12 protein-coding genes are annotated in these 17,395 nt (G+C 70.2%); 5 read left to right on the top strand and 7 right to left on the bottom strand.

The window, feature by feature from the left end; translation table 11 throughout:
- Positions 1–67: 67 nt before the first annotated feature.
- The 3 genes from AC5DRG_RS20980 to AC5DRG_RS20970 all read right to left on the bottom strand — a co-directional run bounded on the left by AC5DRG_RS20980 (position 68) and on the right by AC5DRG_RS20970 (position 4,160).
- Entirely contained in the window at positions 68–1,810 is a 1,743-nt protein-coding gene (locus AC5DRG_RS20980) for an LCP family protein (protein ID WP_491812098.1), read from the bottom strand.
- A 233-nt stretch (positions 1,811–2,043) separates the two neighbouring features.
- Complete coding sequence (locus tag AC5DRG_RS20975) at positions 2,044–3,279, bottom strand: LCP family protein (RefSeq protein ID WP_491812097.1); 1,236 nt, start codon at positions 3,277–3,279, stop codon at positions 2,044–2,046.
- 125 nt (positions 3,280–3,404) lie between these two features.
- The gene (locus AC5DRG_RS20970) at positions 3,405–4,160 is read right to left on the bottom strand and encodes a TIGR03089 family protein (protein ID WP_491812096.1); all 756 of its coding nucleotides are present in this window, start codon (positions 4,158–4,160) and stop codon (positions 3,405–3,407) included.
- A 140-nt stretch (positions 4,161–4,300) separates the two neighbouring features.
- On the opposite strand from AC5DRG_RS20970, the gene AC5DRG_RS20965 reads away from it, so the two are divergent.
- Positions 4,301–5,737, top strand: coding sequence for a peptidoglycan recognition protein family protein (locus AC5DRG_RS20965; protein WP_491812095.1), 1,437 nt, complete (start codon positions 4,301–4,303; stop codon positions 5,735–5,737).
- Positions 5,738–5,857: 120 nt separating this feature from the next.
- Positions 5,858–6,940, top strand: coding sequence for a mannose-1-phosphate guanylyltransferase (gene manB, locus AC5DRG_RS20960; RefSeq protein WP_491812094.1), 1,083 nt, complete (start codon positions 5,858–5,860; stop codon positions 6,938–6,940).
- A gap of 182 nt (positions 6,941–7,122) precedes the next feature.
- Here manB and AC5DRG_RS20955 read toward each other — a convergent pair whose 3' ends face one another.
- From AC5DRG_RS20955 to AC5DRG_RS20940, 4 genes are all read right to left on the bottom strand, one after another.
- Positions 7,123–8,130 carry a DNA-3-methyladenine glycosylase family protein gene (locus tag AC5DRG_RS20955; RefSeq protein ID WP_491812093.1) on the bottom strand — a complete coding sequence of 336 codons (1,008 nt, stop codon included), beginning with the start codon at positions 8,128–8,130 and terminating at the stop codon, positions 7,123–7,125.
- Between the two features lie 151 nt (positions 8,131–8,281).
- Entirely contained in the window at positions 8,282–9,610 is a 1,329-nt protein-coding gene (locus AC5DRG_RS20950; protein WP_491812092.1) for a coenzyme F420-0:L-glutamate ligase, read from the bottom strand.
- Positions 9,611–9,627: 17 nt separating this feature from the next.
- Positions 9,628–10,587, bottom strand: coding sequence for a 2-phospho-L-lactate transferase (gene cofD, locus AC5DRG_RS20945; protein ID WP_491812091.1), 960 nt, complete (start codon positions 10,585–10,587; stop codon positions 9,628–9,630).
- Between the two features lie 55 nt (positions 10,588–10,642).
- Positions 10,643–11,134: a cysteine dioxygenase gene (locus tag AC5DRG_RS20940; protein WP_491812090.1), complete on the bottom strand. Its 492-nt coding sequence runs from the start codon at positions 11,132–11,134 to the stop codon at positions 10,643–10,645.
- Between the two features lie 615 nt (positions 11,135–11,749).
- Between AC5DRG_RS20940 and AC5DRG_RS20935 the strand changes: the two genes are divergently transcribed.
- The 3 genes from AC5DRG_RS20935 (at position 11,750) to AC5DRG_RS20925 (ending at position 17,370) form a co-directional block, all read left to right on the top strand.
- Positions 11,750–12,013 (top strand): WhiB family transcriptional regulator, encoded by a 264-nt coding sequence (locus AC5DRG_RS20935; protein ID WP_010034659.1) that lies wholly within the window; start codon positions 11,750–11,752, stop codon positions 12,011–12,013.
- A gap of 192 nt (positions 12,014–12,205) precedes the next feature.
- The gene (locus AC5DRG_RS20930) at positions 12,206–15,880 is read left to right on the top strand and encodes a glycosyltransferase family 2 protein (protein ID WP_491812089.1); all 3,675 of its coding nucleotides are present in this window, start codon (positions 12,206–12,208) and stop codon (positions 15,878–15,880) included.
- Entirely contained in the window at positions 15,877–17,370 is a 1,494-nt protein-coding gene (locus AC5DRG_RS20925; protein WP_491812088.1) for a DUF5719 family protein, read from the top strand. The genes AC5DRG_RS20930 and AC5DRG_RS20925 overlap by 4 nt, the downstream gene beginning before the upstream one ends.
- The last annotated feature ends 25 nt before the right edge of the window (positions 17,371–17,395 follow it).

Here is a 17,395-nt window from a genome sequence, read left to right as displayed (position 1 = left end):
CGAACGGGCCTGCCGTCCGCCTTGCTAGACGTACGACAGGCCCCTCAGGTCACTCCGGTGAGGTCAATTACTTGGCGCACTCAACCTGGTCCGCGGTGGACTTGGAGACCCCCTCCGGAGTCTTCCCCGCGGTCGAGGTCATCGAGACGCCGGCCCCCTTGTAGTCCTTGCCCAGGGTCAGCGTCATCGTGGGCAGCCCCTGGGAGTTCTCCACACTCTTGCCCGGCTTCATCGCCGATCCGGACAGCCCCATGATCGCGGCGAGCCTGCGCGCCTGGTCCGCCTGGTCCGGGTCGTACTCCAGCGTGGTCTTGGCCAGCGTCGTCGTCGCGTTGCCCGCGTTCTCCGACTTCAGGACGCCCTCTTCGTTCTGCAGATAGGTGAGGGTCGCCGACGCGGATCCCGCGACCGCGCCGCCGTTGAGGATCCGTACCCGGACCTCGGAGGCGGCGGACTTGGTGCCCTTGAGACGGGCGGCGACGGCGGCCTTCTCCTTCGCCTTCTGCTGCTTGACCTCGGTGAAGGAGGTGTCGCTCTTGATCATGTCGAAGACCTGCGGGGCGGTCGTCGGGTTGACCACGACGGTCACCTTGACCTTCTCCGCCGGGTTGTCGATCACCGGCACGGTCGTGAACGTCAGGTTCTTGACGTTGAGCTTGCCCAGTTCGAGACCGAGGTCCTTCAGCTTGCCGATGCTGTCGAGGTTGGAGTCGACGGTGAGCGCCTTGGTGCCCGCCTCCGCCAGCTTCAGCATCTTCGCCGGGTTGGTGAGCGTGTCGTTCGACTTCAACTTGCGCATCAGCGCGCTGAGGAACTGCTGCTGCAGCTCGATCCGGCTCAGGTCACCGCCGAAGCCCACCGAGTGCCGGGTGCGCACGAAGGCCAGCGCCTGCTCGCCCTGGATGGTGTGCGTGCCCTTCGACAGCTTCAGATGCGAGTCCGGGTCGTCGATGTCCTTGGCCAGACACACCTCGACACCGCCGACGGCCGTGGTCAGCGTCTTGACCGCGTTGAAGTCGGCCACCAGGAAGTTGTCGGGCTGGATCCCGGTGAGCTCGGTGACGGTCCGCGCCGTGCAGCTGGGTGTACGGCCGTCCTGCCCGAGGCTCGTGTTGAAGCGGACGTCGGTCGTCCCCGGGATGGTCTTCGTCGACCCGTCCTCCTGCGTGGTCGGACAGTCCGGGACGTCGACGATCAGGTCGCGCGGGATGCTGAGCGCGGTCGCGTTCGAACGGTCCTTGGAGACGTGCAGCAGGATCGTCGTGTCGGCGTGCCCGACGCTGCCGGAGTCGCCGTACTTCGTGTTGCCCGCGCCGGTGCGCTTGTCGGTGCCGATCACCAGGATGTTGATGGCTTTGCCCTTGTTGAAGCCACCGGTGCTCGCACCGTCGTCGGAGACGGCCGTGATGTTGTCGTTGAGGTGCTTGAGGTAGAAGTACCCGGCGGTCGAGGCGGCGAGCACGATGAACGCCAGACTGCCGCCGGTCCACATCAGGACCTTCTTCGCCTTCGACTTCCTCTTCACCGGCCGACGCCCACGCCGCCCGGGCAACGGCTCCTCGGGCACCCCGCGCCGCCTGCGCGGCGGCGGCACCTCACGGCCCGGCGTCTGACGACCGGGCGGCGCGGCGGTCCGGTTGCGCACCGGAACCCCCCCGGCATCACGCGGTGCAGCTCTACGAGGCCCAGGGACCGCTGATTGCGGTCCGGAAGGAGTCAGTCGCAGTTCGTATTCGCCAGTGTTCGGATTGAGTACCCACTGGTCTGCGGGGTCGATGTTGTCCGCCCGCCCACGGCTTTGCGCGTCCACGGTTGTCCGAATCCTCCGTCGGGGCCACGCGGCGCCTTCCCCCTCAAAGACGCTCGGGTCTCTCGGTCAAACAGTGCGCGACCCCAGGACTGTCCTGAGCCGGTGCACACCGGATCGCTCACACTATCCGCCCAGTTCACAGCCAAGCGACGGCCGTGACGAATTCCACGTCCCTACAACTGGGCAATCCGACGCATTTCTTTGAACTGAAGTTCGTCGGCTTGGCGATCGCTTTACCCGCAGGCGTCCTCGGCGGCCGTGTTCCCCCGAAAAGTGGGGGCGGGGGAGGTGTCGCCGGAGTCGTCGTCGGGCTTCCCGTCGTAGTCGGAGCCGTACTCGCTGTAGTCGTAGGGTTCCTCTTCGTACGCCTCTTCTCCGTACGGTTCTTCGTACGACTGCTTATACGGCTCGCCGTGCGTGTTGTTCTCAACGGATTCGGAAGTCACCTCGACCGGAGCGTCTGCCCGCAGCCGCGCGAACAGCTTCTCCGCCTCCGGCTCCACGAGTTGGTCGCGATTGGAGTTGTAGACGTACGACTCCCGCGGAACGGTCAGGAATTGCACACGTTCAGTGGGAATGTCGCGCAGTCCACGCACGAGTTGGTACAAACCGCTCAGGCTCGCCAAATCCGGGTCGGTGGTCAGCGAGGAGGTGGCGGCGTCGAGCACCGGGTACAGCTTCACGGGGTTCAGCAGAACGTCATTGCCGCGCACCTTGTTGACGAGCGCCCCCAGAAAACGTTGCTGACGGTCCATCCGGTCGGTGTCGCTGCCGTCGCCGATCGACTTACGGGCCCGGACGTACCCGAGCGCCTGCTCGCCGTCGAGCGTCACCTTCCCGGCGGGCAGCTTCAGCCTGGCGGCGGGATCGTCGATGGGTTTGGCGAGACACACCTGAACCCCGTCAAGGGCATCGACCATGTCCTTGAACCCATGGAAGTCGACGACGACATGATGGTCGACCCGAACGTTCGTGAGCCGCTCGACGGTCCGAATGGTGCAGGCCGACCCGCCCACCTGGAACGCGTGGTTGAACATCGCGAACATCGGCTCGGTACGACTCCCGTCCGGCCGCCGGCACCCGGGCACGTCCACCATCAGATCGCGGGGCAGTGAGACGGCGGTGGCGCTGCGCCGGTCGGCGGCGAGATGCAACAGGATCGTCGTGTCCGACCGCTCGGTCCCGGAGTCCTGCCCGTACTTCCCGTTCCCGTCCCCGGCCCGCGAGTCGGACCCGATGAGCAGAATGTTCTGCGCGTCCTTGACGAGCGAGCTGGGTCGCTCCTTCTCATACCGGGCAAGCTCGGCGGCGGCGTCATCGTCGGGCGTGATGTTCGAGTCCAGTTTCGCGTAGAGAACCCACCCGACCCCGGCGGCCCCGAGAACAACGGCACCCACCCCGACAGCACCCCACCGCAGCCAACGCCGCCGACGGCGACGACGTATGTGCGTGCCTTCGCTGTCGGTCACGTCGGAGTCCACCCCTCAGCGTGTACGAGCGTGTCGTGCTGCTCCTACGACGATGACGCGGGGGGAGGGTGAGGGGCGGCTGGAGCTAGGCCGAACGGGCGACGCGGGCAGCGACCGAACAACCGTCACCTGGCGGTAGCAGTGACCCGCTCACTCTCAATCCGCTTGGCCACGGAATCCTCCCCCAACTGCTCAAGATGCCGACACAACACCACAGACCCCCCGGTGGCGAGCGGCGCATACAACCCCGCGCTCAGCCCCGCCCACGTGTCATACGACAACCCCGACAACAGCCGAGACCCCGGCCCGGTCAGCCCCAGCGCCCCCGCGTCGGCCCGAGCCCGCTCCACAACCTCGGCCCCCGTGAACTCACCCCCGGCCACAATCAACGCGGCCTCTTCAGGATCAACGGCGGAAAAGGCGACAAACCGATCCCCTTGGCTCGGCACCTCAACGGCATAGTCGACAAACCCACCCGGCGTCTCCGGAAACCGGCCCCCAAGCGGCCGCAACGCAAGAGCAACCCGCTCCCCCCGACACCCCCGAGCAACCTCCAACGTGTCCGGGCCACTGACCACCATGTCGGCCACGGCAGGGTCCCCACCCACATCGGCGATCACCCCAACCGACGAACAGGCGAGCAACCACACCGCCGTCTGCCAGTGCGCGGGCAACAACAGCGCGACCCGGTCCCCGGGCCCCGCGCCCAGTTCCCCCTGGAGCAGGTTCGAGGTCTTGGCCACCCAATTGGCGAAGGTGGCCACGGACAATTCGACACGTTCGCCCGTGGCATCGTCGTAGAAGGTCACCAGAGGGCGTCCGGGATCCGCGGCAAGCGCGGAACGCAGCAGGTCGGCAGGGGTGCGATCGGTGGCGTTCACCCGCGCAAGCGTACGCGCAGGCACCGACAGTCACCCAGCGCCGGGCCACCGATTCGGACGAACGCGACCCGGCGCCCGGCCCGACGCCCCGTCAGTTCCCCGATGGACAGATTTGTATGACTATGTCCAAGATCAGGAGCATGCGTGGATTCCTAGCTTCCTCGATCGGCGTCACGTGTGCGGCGGCTCTCGCCCTCCCGTTGACCTTGCCCGCAACCGCGGCGACCGCGAGACCGGCGCCGGCCGCGGAAGCGGCCACGACGTCAGCCCGGGCGGCCGAGCCGGACGTACTCGGCAGCACCCAGTCGCTGCCCCTGACCCCCCTCACCCACGACCGTGTCCTGGGCGGTCCCGCCGAACAGGGCGTGCCCCGTCGGGACGTACGGCACTTCTCCCTCGTCGGCGTCATCTGGGACAACCCGGACACCGAACTGCACGGCCGCGTCCAGGTCCGCACCCGCGCGGCCAAGACGGGCGCCTGGTCCGGCTGGCAGGACGTGGAGACGCACAACGCCGACCACGCGCCCGACCCCGACACGGCCGAGCGCACCTCGGGCCGGGTGCGCGGCTCGACCGCCCCGCTGTGGGTGGGGGACTCGGACGGCGTGGAGGTACGCGTGCGTGCGGAGCCGGAAGCGGCGGCGACCCGGGTCGAGGAAACGGCCAGGGGCAGCCGCACGGTAACCGCGTTTACCGCGGCGCCCCCTCTCCCGTCGGGCCTGCGCCTGGAACTGGTGAACCCGGGCGAAGAGTCGGAGTCCCTCCCCCAGGGCGCTCCGGCGAGGGCCCCGCGCGCGGGTGCGGGCGTCCTCTCCGCCGAGACGACCGCAGCCCAGGCCGCGTCCGCCGCCAACACCGAGCTCGTACCGCTCGGCGCGACCGTGATCCCGGCGCTGGGCAGAGCGGCGACCGAACGGGAGTTGGTGACCCTGCCCGGCGCCGAACTGACAGAGGCGCAGCGGGCGAAACCGTACATCGGTCCGCGGCCGCGCATCATCACGCGGCGCGGCTGGGGCGCGAACGAGAAGTGGCGGGAGAAGAAGTTCGTCTACACGAAGAAGGTCAAGGCGGCCTTCGTGCACCACACGGCGGCCGGCAACAACTACTGGTGCTCACAAGCCCCGTCCGTCATCCGCAGTATCTACCGTTACCACGTCAAGAGCAGCGGCTGGCGTGACCTCGGCTACAACTTCCTCGTCGACAAGTGCGGAAACATCTACGAGGGACGCGCCGGGGGCGTGGCCAAGCCGGTCATGGGCGCCCACACTCTCGGTTTCAACACCAACAGCATGGGGATCGCCGTCCTCGGTACGTTCAACTCCGTAAAGCCGTCGTCGGCGGCGGTCAACGCCATCGCCCGGCTCACGGCGTGGAAGCTCGGCCTCTACCGGGTCAACCCGCGCGGAAAGACATATCTGAAGTCCGGCGGTGGAAATCTCTACCCAAAGGGAAGGAATGTACGACTGAATGTGATCTCCGGTCACCGGGACGGTTTCGCGACCCAGTGCCCAGGCCGGCGGCTGTACGGCAAGCTCGGCTCGGCCCGCTCCACGGCGGCGCGCTACCAGGGACGATGAGGTCCGCCACCGCCGTCGAACGTGCCATCGAAACGCGCCATCGAACTGATCGAACGGTCTGCATACACTGGCCGGCCGAGCGACAGCTCGGCCGGTCCCGGCAGGAAGCAGAGACGACAGGTGACAGAAGCGATCCTCCTGGTCGGCGGCAAAGGCACCCGGCTGCGCCCGCTCACGGTGCACACCCCCAAGCCCATGGTCCCGGCTGCCGGGGTCCCGTTCCTCACGCACCAACTGGCGAGAGCGAGAGCGGCGGGCGTCGACCACATCGTCCTGGCGACGTCCTATCTGGCGGAGGTCTTCGAGCCGTACTTCGGCGACGGCTCGGCGCTGGGCCTGCACATCGAGTACGTCACGGAGGACGAACCCCTGGGCACGGGCGGCGCGATCCGCAACGTGGCCCCCCGTCTCCACTCGTCCCCGGACGACCCGATCCTGGTCTTCAACGGCGACATCCTGACCGGCCTGGACATCAGGGCGCTGGTCCGCACACACGAGACGACGGGCGCGGACGTCTCGCTCCACCTGACAAAGGTGACGGACCCGCGCGCATACGGCCTGGTCCCCACGGACGAGGAGGGCAGGGTCCTGGCCTTCCTGGAGAAGCCGCAGACCCCGGAAGAGATCGTCACGGACCAGATCAACGCGGGGGCGTACGTCTTCCGCCGCTCGGTGATCGACACGATCCCGCAGTCCCGCCCGGTATCGGTGGAACGCGAAACGTTCCCGGACCTCCTGGCGGCAGGGGCCCACCTCCAGGGCATGGTCGACTCGACGTACTGGCTGGACCTGGGCACCCCGGCCGCCTTCGTCCGAGGCTCAGCAGACCTCGTGCTCGGCCGAGCCCCGTCCCCGGCGGTCCCGGGCCGCTGCGGCGACCGCCTGGTACTCCCGACGGCACGGGTAGCCCCCGACGCCAAGCTGACGGGCGGCACGGTGGTGGGCGAGGGCGCGTTCGTAGCGGAGGGCGCGAGAGTCTTCGGCTCGACGATCCTCCCCGGCGCCGTCATCGAACCCGGCGCGGTCATCACCGACTCCCTGATCGGCACCCGAGCCCGAGTAGGCGAACGCTCCATCCTCACCGGCACGGTAATCGGCGACGGCGCGGTGATCGGCCCCGACAACGAGTTGAGATCAGGCGTACGGGTGTGGTGCGACGCGAGGATCCCGGCGGGGGCGGTGCGGTTCTCTTCGGACCAGTGAGGTTCGCTGCTGTGGGCGGGCTGGATCTTGCCGGGGCTTCTCAGCGCCGGTCCAGGAATCTCAGCCCGTCTGGGGGTCCCCCCTCTGGGGGAGTTTGAGGACAAGGCCCGTTCAGGGCCGGCAGCGGGGGTCTGGGGGCGCAGCCCCCAGGGATGGGACGGGTAGGGGCGGCGGGGGCGAGATCAAAGCCGCCCGATATCCCCCCGCGGCATCCGCGGAGCACGCCGCGGCGGAGTCCTCCCACTCAACAGAATCAACCGAGCAGCCCGATGCCGCTGCCCCGCATAAGGCTCCAACAACTCCAACATCACGGAGTCATCCGCATCCCGATCCCCCGCAAGCGCCCACCCCACAATCCCGGGCAAATGCAGATCCCCCACGGTCACCGCATCCGCGGCCCCATGACTGCGCTGCACAGTCTCCGCAGACGTCCACGGCCCAACCCCCGGCACAACCTCCAACCGAGCCCGCGCAGCCTCCGCCTCCATCCCCACCGCCTGCTCCAGCCGCGCAGCAACCCGCACGGCCCGCAAAATCGTCGAGGCCCGCTTGTTGTCGACCCCGGCCCGATGCCACTCCCAAGACGGAATCAACGCCCACGTCCGAGCGGCCGGCATCACAAACATCCCCCCGGGCACAGGCACGGGCCCAGGCGCAGGCTCCCCGAACTTCCGCACCAGCGACCGCCACGCCCGATAAGCCTCATCGGTCGTGACCTTCTGCTCCAACACGGACGGAATCAAGGACTCCAACACCATCCCGGTCCGAGTCAGCCGCAACCCAGGCCGCCGATGCCGCGCAAGGGCGACTACCCGATGCCGAGGCTCAAAGGCACCAGGATCATCGGCACCCCCGAGCAACTCCGGCAACCGCTCCAACAGCCACTCGCCCCCCGGCCCCCAAGCTTCCCCACGCACCTCACTCCCGGACACGGCGACCCGCAGCGTCCCAGGCCCGGCGGGCGTAAGACTGGCCCGCCACACGGACCCGTCGGGCATCGCCCGAAACGTAGGATCACCGGGCCCACGCCGAAGCGGCCCCAGCACCAGCCCAAGATCCACCGGTCCATCAGGCACGACAGTCCGCACCCGCCCAGGCACACGGACCTGCCGAGGCACACCCGAGGCCACGGCAACATGCCCACCACGCACAGTCGTACGAGTGGTCCGGGGAGCGAATCGTCCTGCCACGGCGAAGTTCCTAGGGGTGTAAGGGGTGCAGGGGATACCCAACGAGACTAGGCGCTACCTACGACAACGGCGTGCGATGCAAACGACAGTCGGTGCGCCATATCCGAACCCCCCAAAAAAACCATAGGCGCCCGGCACCTCCAGCGAAGCGTCACCGCACCTCGATGAACGCCCCGGCATCCCGATCCCCCCGAGCCCGAGGCTCCTCCGCCGCGTGCCCGACCGCAACGGCCCCCATCGGATCCCACCCCTCCGGCAGCGCCAACACCTCCCGCACGACATCCCGGCAGAACATCGTCGAGGAAACCCACGCAGACCCGAGCCGCTCCCCGGCCAACGCGACCAGGAAGTTCTGCACCCCGGCCCCCATGGCGACGACGAACATCTCCCGCTCGGCCCCGTCCCGCCGAGCGTCCCCGTACGTGTGTGACCCGTCCATCACAAGACACGGCACCACGAGATAAGGCGCGTCACGCAGAACGTCCCCGCGCCGCACCCGCTTGGCAATCGACTCCTCGCTCTTCCCGTCCCGCCGCAGATCGGCGACCCAGGCATCCCGCATGGCATCCAGCAGCGCCCCCCGAGCCCGCTCGGACTCCAGCAGCACGAACCGCCAAGGCGTCGTGTGATGCGGCGCCGGCGCCGTCACAGCCGCGGCCACCGCACGCCGTACGGCCCCAGGATCGACAGGCTCAGAGGTGAACGCCCGCACGGTACGCCGCTGGGTCACCGCCTCCCGTACCGCCTCCGACGTCCCGAGCCGAAACATGTCGTCGCGCGCGTCACGCACCAGGGCCCGTGCCCCCTCGCCGTCGGCGACCACCTGCGACAGCCCGCGCAAGACGGCGACGGGCAGCCCGGCCGCCTTGCCCTTGACCAGGTCACCCGCGGCGGCGAGTTCGTCGGCGGTGGCGACGACGGTGGAGCTGAGCGGATTGCCGTACGCGTCCGTGCCCCCGCGCAGATCGTCGAGTACGCGCACGCCCGCGGCGCCGATCGCGACATCCGTGACCCCCGCGCGCCAGGGTCGCCCGAAGGTGTCGGTGACGACGACGCCGACGTTGACGCCGAGGGCGTCCCGCAGGCCGTCCCGGATCGCGCGCGCGGAACCGTCCGGGTCCTCGGGCAGCAACAGCACGGTTCCGGAAGGGGTGTTGGAGGCGTCGACCCCGGCGGCGGCCATGACGAGCCCCTGCCGGTTCTCGACGATCCGCAGGGCACCGCGCCGCGCCACGACCCGTACGGTCTCGGCGTCGATGGCGGCCTCCCGGTCGGTCGCCTCGACGACCCGCCCCTCCGCCTTGGACACGATCTTCGAGGTGACGAGCAGGACGTCCCCGTCGAGGAGATCCGGCTCGGCGGCGGCGATCAGCTTGGCGAGATCGTCGCCAGGCGCCACCTCGGGAATCCCGGGCAGCGCCCACACCCGATAGCCGTCGGCGGAGGCTTCAGGGAAGCCGCCGTCGGATGCCCCGCTCAAGTCTTCTGACGCTCTCCTCAAGACGCCCGCACCTCCTCCGCCAGCGTCAGCGCCTCGCGCGCCATCCGCGCGGCCGCGTCCACGTCGGTCATCATCAGCGGCACGGCCCGGCACCGGATCCCGGCCGACTCGACCCGCTCCACGGTGCCCGCGTCGACGGTGTCGACGAGCCAGCCGTCCAGCAGCCCCGAGCCGTAGTGCTCGGCCACCGCCGCGGCCGTGGACTCCACGCCCACCGCCGCGAGCACCTTGTCGGCCATGCCCCGCACGGGCGCGTCCCCGACGATGGGGGACAGGCCGACCACGGGCACCCCGGCGTCGGCGATCGCCTCGCGGATGCCGGGCACGGCGAGGATCGTGCCGACGGAGACGACCGGGTTGGAGGGCGGGAAGAGGATGACGTCCGCCGCCGCGATGGCCTCCAGCACCCCCGGCGCGGGCTTCGACTGCTCGGCGCCCACCGGCACGATCGCCTCGGCCGGCACGGAGGCCCGCAGCCGCACCCAGTACTCCTGGAAGTGGATCGCCTTGCGCTCCCCGTCGACCTCGACGGCGACATGGGTCTCGACGCGGTCGTCGGTCATGGGGATCAGCCGTACACCCGGCTTCCACCGGTCGCACAGGGCCTGCGTCACCGCACTGAGCGGATACCCGGCACTGAGCATCTGCGTCCGCACGATGTGCGTGGCGAAGTCCCGGTCGCCGAGCCCGAACCACTCGGGCCCCACGCCGTACGCCGCGAGCTCCCCCTTGACGTGGAAGGTCTCGTCGGCCCGGCCCCAGCCCTGCTCCTCGTTGATGCCGCCGCCGAGCGTGTACATCACCGTGTCGAGGTCCGGGCAGACCTTCAGCCCGAAGAGGTGGATGTCGTCCCCGGTGTTGCCGATGACCGTGATGTCCGCGTCCGGCACGGCCTGCTGGAGACCGCGCAGGAACCGGGCACCACCGATGCCGCCTGCCAGAACCACAATGCGCATGGGAGCAAGTCTTGCAGGCGGGTACGACAACGCGGCAGGCGGTTACGAGACCTGCCTACGAGACCTGTGCGGCGGCCGTGCACTGAGGGGCGTGCATCGGCATCTCCGTCAGGCCCGGGTAGTAGACGTGCAGGCTGACCGCCGGCTCCAGCGCGTCGTTGACGACCTCGTGGACGTACCCCGGCGCGAACACCCGCTGGGCGCCGTCGCTCAACGCGCGCGTGCCGCGCTCGGTGCGTTCGGTGAGTGTCCCCTCCAGGACGGTCAGGACGCCGGACGAGCGGCCGTGGTCGTGCAGCCCGCTGCCCTGTCCGGGTACCCAGGACAGGAGCCACACCTCGTAGCCCGGGCCGGTGCGCAGCCGGTGGTACCAGCGGCTCGTCGCGTCGTACTGGACGAGGTGTTCCCACTGGGAGCGGTCGGCGGCGATGGAGCGGGCCAGGCCGACGAAGTCGGCGACGGTGGCCGGGTGCTCGCGCGGTGCCTGGAGGAGGTGGGGGACTTCGAGGATGTCGCCGGCGATCTGGAGGTCGCTGTCGCTGTTCATGGAGTGCGGTGGTTCCTCAGTGAAAGAAGGTCAGAGGGGAACGGAGGTCGGGCCCGCCCGGGTCACGGACGACTCGGCCGACAGCTGGAGCAGGTGTGGCTCAACAGCTGGAACAGCAACAACAGCTACAGCGAGCGTGGACAGCACCGAGGAACCCGGCGGAGCGGGTCGAGGTGAGTGCCAAGTTCGCGAGCATGCCCACAAGGCAATCGGTTCACACCTTCACTGTCAACTCGACGCCCGGTATGTGGGACATGTTTCACCTCATCCGGTTCATCTCCGAGGTGAAAGGTTTGTTCATACGCCTACCGGGACACATGGCGCACAACCGGGCGCGCGAGCCCCGTGGGAACGAGATCGAACTCCTGGGCGTCCTCCTCTGTACAAGCCCTGTGCCGGGCGGGAGGCCCTCACGGGTCTCCTCTGCCTGTCAAGGTTTATGCCGATTTGAACACTTTCTGCATGGCCTTGGTTCCGCAGAGTGAATAAGGGGCCCAATAGCAGATCTCGGCTTGACTCGCCCGGAGCAGCACACTTGTAATTTCACTCGTGTCGTTCAGCCGAAATCGGTAACGGCTACATCACGGGGACGCGAAAGACAGACGAGGGGCGCACATGACCGAGACGGTGCAGCAACTGCTGGTCGACGACGCGGACGAGGAACTCGGCTGGCAGGAGCGCGCACTGTGCGCCCAGACCGACCCCGAGTCCTTCTTTCCCGAGAAGGGCGGCTCCACCCGCGAGGCCAAGAAGGTCTGCCTCGCCTGTGAGGTCCGCTCCGAGTGCCTCGAATACGCCCTCGCCAACGACGAACGCTTCGGCATCTGGGGCGGCCTGTCCGAGCGCGAGCGCCGCCGGCTGAAGAAGGCCGCCGTCTGACGTACGCCGGGGTACAAACCCCCACGTATTCTCGTACCTACGTAACGAACGGCCCGTCGCGGGTGGGTTATCCACAGGCGGCGGGCCGCCGTGCTGCCCAGCCGATAGTGTGGTCGCTCGTCCAAGACACCCCGCTGCCCCCTGTGGGCACAGGCGTCCACCGCATTCCATCGAACCGGGGCCCGTACCTCGATGTCCGTGCACAGCCACACGGCAGCCCACCAAGACGTCGCTGCCACACCTGAGTTCCCGCGTCATGTGGTGACCGCGGTGCTCGTCTCCCACGACGGCGCCCGCTGGCTGCCCGACGCGCTCGCCGGTCTGCTCGGCCAGGAGCGCCCCGTTCAGAACGTGATGGCGGCCGACACCGGCAGCGCCGACGCCTCCGCACAGCTGGTCACCGACGCCCTCGGCGCCGACCATGTGCTGCACCTCGCGCGCCGTACCGGCTTCGGCCAGGCCGTCGAGGAGGCCAACCGCACGGCCCCCGTCCTCACCCCGGACGACCTGCCGTACCTGAAGCGCCCCAGCGGCTGGGACCCCGTCACGCGCACGTGGCGCGACGACGCCTACGACATGCCGGAGCTCCCGCACGGCGAGCCCGTCCAGTGGCTGTGGCTGCTGCACGACGACTGCGCTCCCGAGCCGGACGCCCTGGCCCAGTTGCTGCGGGTCGTGGAGAACGAGCACGAACTCGGCCGCGACGACGTCGCCGTCGTAGGCCCCAAGCTCCGTGGCTGGTACGACCGCCGGCAGCTCCTGGAGGTCGGCGTCACCATCGCCCACTCCGGCCGCCGCTGGACCGGCCTCGACCGCCGCGAACAGGACCAGGGCCAGCACGACCACGTGCGGCCCGTGCTGTCCGTGTCCACCGCCGGCATGCTGATCCGCCGCGACGTCTTCGAGGAACTCGGCGGCTTCGACCGACGGCTGCCCCTGATGCGCGACGACGTCGACCTGTGCTGGCGCGCCAGCGCCCTCGGCCACCGCGTCCTCGTCGCCCCCGAGGCGGTCGTACGACATGCCGAGGCGGCCTCCCGCGAGCGCCGCGCCGTCGACTGCGTGGGCCGCACCGCCGCCTCCCCGCACAAGGTCGACAAGGCCGGCGCCGTCTACACCCTGCTCGTCAACACGCGTACGGCCATGCTGCCCTGGGTGCTGCTGCGGGTCGTCCTCGGCACGGTGCTGAGGACCGTCGCCTACCTCGTCGGCAAGGTCCCCGGACAGGCCGTCGACGAGATCCGCGGCCTCGTGGGCACGCTGCTGCGACCCGAGCGGATCATCGCCGGGCGGCGCAGGCGCGGCAAGCCGCAGGTCGACAAGGGCGAACTGCGGGCGCTGTTCCCGCCGCCCGGTGCGACCGTCCGGGCCACCATCGAACAGGCCGCGGGCAACCTGGTCGGCAGCTCCGACCCCGAGGCCACCTCGGGAGCGGGCCGGCACGGCGGCGGCGTCGAGTCCGGACCCGGCGGCGACGACGCCGACTTCCTGGAGATCGAGCAGTTCGCCCGCCTCAAGCGCATCGCCCGCAAGCCCGGCCCGGTGCTCTTCGTGGTGCTGCTGTTCGTCTCGCTCATCGCCTGCCGCGAACTCCTCGGCAGCGGCGCGCTCGCGGGCGGTGCCCTGCTGCCCGCCCCGGCCGACTCCAGCGAGCTGTGGGCGCGCTACCTGGACGCCTGGCACCCCGTCGGCGCGGGCGGCAGCCCCTCCGCACCGCCGTATCTCGCGCTCATCGCGATGCTGGCCTCCCTGCTCTTCGGCTCCACGGGCCTCGCGGTCACCGTCCTCCTGGTCGCCTCGGTGCCGCTGGCCGGCTTCACCGCGTACTTCGCCTCCCGCCCGCTCGTCGAGTCGCGCCTGCTGCGCGCGTGGGCGGCCGTCGTCTACGCCTTCCTGCCTGCCGCCACCGGCGCGCTCGCGGGCGGCCGCATCGGCACCGCCGTCCTCGCGATCCTGCTGCCGCTCATCGCGCGCGCGGGCATCTCGGCCAGCGGCCTGGCGCACGCCTCGGACGCGCGCGGCAGCTGGCGTGCGACCTGGGCGTACGCCCTGCTCCTGACGATCACCACGGCCTTCACGCCGATCGTGTGGCCCATCGCCCTGCTCCTGGGCATCGGGCTCCTGGCCGTGCGCCGAAGCGACATCACGGCCTATGGGCTGCGCTTCCTGGCCCAGCTCGGCACCCCGCTGCTGATCCTCGCGCCCTGGTCGCTGACGCTGCTCCCGTTCGGCTTCTTCCGGGAAGCCGGCCTGGAGTACGGCTCGGGGTCCGCCTCCGCCCTCGACCTCCTCGGCGCCAGTCCCGGCGGACCCGGCACGGTCAACGGGCTGATGCTCATCGGCATCGTGCTGGCCGCGCTGGCCGCCCTGCTGCGCTCGGACCGTCAGTTCGGAATCTGGACGGCCTGGGTCGTCGCCCTCCTGGGCTTCGTCTTCGCCGTCCTGTCCAACAGCTCCACCTGGGCCGGCCCCGCGACCCTCGTCTACGGCCTCGCCCTCCTCGCCGCCGCCCTCCTCGGCGCCGACGGGGCACGCACGCGCGTGGCCGAGCAGAGCTTCGGCTGGCGTCAGCCGGTCGCCGCGCTGATCCTGTTCACGGCGGCCGCCGGGCCTTTGCTCGTCGCCGCCGGCTGGATGATCCGTGGCGCCGACGGACCCGTCGAGCGACGCGACCCCGTACAGGTGCCCGCGTTCGTCGCCGAGGAGAGCGGCACCCGCGACCAGGCCCGCACCCTCGTCCTCGACAGCGACTCCGGCGCCCACGTCGGCTACAGCCTGGTCCGCGGCTCCGGCGCCCGCCTCGGCGACGCCGAACTCGCCGCGGCCGACGGCGAGAACGCCAAGCTCGACAAGGTCGTCGCCAACCTCGTCGCCGGCTCCGGCGCCGACCAGGCCGACCAACTCGGCGGCTTTGCGGTGCGCTACGTCCTCGTCCACAAGGGCGCGCCCCGCGAGGTCAGCCGCGTCCTGGACGCCACGCCCGGCCTGAGCCGGCTCAGCCAGCAGGACGGCAGCGCCCTGTGGCGGGTGGACCGCCAGGTCGCCCGCGCGACCATCGTGGCGAAATCCGGCGACCCGCAGCCGATCGCCGCCGGACCCGTCGAGATCCACACCACGGTTCCCGCCGGCGCGGACGGCCGCGTCCTGCGTCTCGCCGACTCCGCGGCCGAGGGCTGGACCGCCACCCTGGACGGCGCGCCCCTCACCCCGACCACGGTCGACGGCTGGGCCCAGGGCTTCGAACTCCCCGCCTCCGGCGGCACGCTGGACGTCACCTTCGACGACCCGATCGGCCACACCGCGTGGCTGTGGGTCCAGGGCTCCCTCGCCGTCGTCCTCGTGGTGATGGCGCTGCCCGGCCGGCGCCGCGACATCGACGACGACCTCCCGGAGGAGGAGATCGTCCCCTCCGAGCCCGTCGCAGGCGAGGGCCGCCGCGCCCGCCGACTGCGCGCCCAGGCGGAGGCCGAGGAGGCCGAGCAGACGAACGAGGCCGGGGAACCGGGCGAGTTCGGCCCGGACATGCCTCCTCCTCCGGAGGAGGTCCCCGTCGCCGTCCCACAGCAGCAGACCTACGGCGAGTGGGACTCGGCGAGCTACACGGGCGCCGAGTACGGCACCTACGGCGGCGAGCAGTACCAGGGCGCCCAGCAGTACCCGGCCGGCACCTACGACCAGTCGTACCAGGCCGACCCGTACCAGGCGGACCCCTACCAGGGTGGTCAGTACGACCAGTACACCTACGGCGGACAGCCCCAGCAGCAGTCGTACGACCAGACGTACCAGCAGGGTTACGACCCCACGTACGACCCCGCTCAGCAGCATCCGCACGACGGCAGTGAGCGCCCCGACGGGAGCCAGCAGTGAACCGCACCACCCTGTCCCTGATCGCCGGCGCGACCGCGCTCGCCGCCGTCACCGGATTCGCCGCACTCACCACGCCGGACGCCACCGGCTCCACCACGGCCGAGGCCGCCGCCCAGCTGCCCGTGGAGCGCACCAGCCTGCTCTGCCCGGCTCCCAGCACCTCCGACATCGCGGAGACGTCGTACACATCCTTCACGCCCGTCACCGAGGGCACGGAGAGCAGCGGCACGGCCGAACTCCAGTCCGCCACGGGGGAGTCGGCCGACGGCGCCTCGGAGAAGAGCGGCAAGAAGGCGGACAAGCCCGTACTGGAGCCCGCCGACCCGGGGAAGCCGGCCATCGGTGACACCTCCGGCGGTGACGCGCCCGCGCTGGTCGGCACCGCCGAGGGGAAGTTCGCGCCCGGCTGGACCGTCCAGGAGACCACCGAGGTCGCCGCGGGCACCGGACGCGGCCTTCTGGGCGTCAACTGCACCGCTCCGGACACCGAGTTCTGGTTCCCGGGCGCCAGCACCGCCGCCGACCGCACCGACTACGTCCACCTGACCAACCCCGACGACTCCGCCGCCGTCGTCGACATCGAGCTCTACGGCAAGGACGGCGCCCTCAAGTCCACGGTGGCGGAAGGCATCACGGTCCAGCCGCACGCCACCGAGCCGATCCTGCTGTCCACGCTGACCGACGAGGAACAGACCGACCTCACCGTGCACGTCACCGTCCGCAGCGGGCGGGTCGGCGCCGCGGTGCAGGCCCTCGACGACAAGCTGGGCGGCGACTGGCTCGCCGCGTCCACGGATCCGACGGGCAGCCTCGTCCTGCCGGGCATCCCGAAGGACGCGACGTCGGTGCGGCTGGTGGCCTTCACCACCGGGGACGCCGACGCGGACCTGAAGGTGCGCCTGGCCTCCCCGTCCGGGCTGATCACACCCGCCGGGAACGAGACACTGCACGTCAAGTCGGGCATGACGACCGCCGTCGACCTCGGCGACGTCACGCGCGGCGAGGCGGGCTCCCTGGTGCTGACCCCCAGCGACCGGTCCGTGCCGGTCGTCGCCGCCCTCAAGGTCGTACGGGGCAAGGGTGCCAAGCAGGAGACGGCGTTCATCCCCGCCACGCGCGCGGTCGGCACGCGCGCGACGTCCGTCGACAACACCGCGAAGGGCTCCACCCTGTCGCTGACGGCCCCCGGCCGCACCGCGCAGGTCAAGGTCACCGCGTCGGCCGGCAGCGGTGGCGGTACGGCGGTCTCGAAGACGTACACGATCAAGGGCGGCACGACGCAGGACGTCGAACTGCCGGTGCCGGGCGGCCTGAAGGGCACGTACGCGCTGACGGTGGAACCGGTGTCGGGCGGCTCGGTCTACGCGGCCCGGACCCGGACGACGACGGTGAACGGCGTATCGGGCTTCACGGTGCAGACGCTGCCCGACGACCGGGGGATGGTGGCGGTGCCGGAAGCGGACGAGGACCTGTCGGTGCTGCAGAAGTAGGCGGGGTGGCCGGCGACGTACAAGC

It is taken from the genome of Streptomyces sp. JLBG701, from assembly GCF_058544905.1.
Note: the sequence above shows the minus strand (reverse complement) of the source record. Positions and strands in the feature narration are given on the sequence as shown.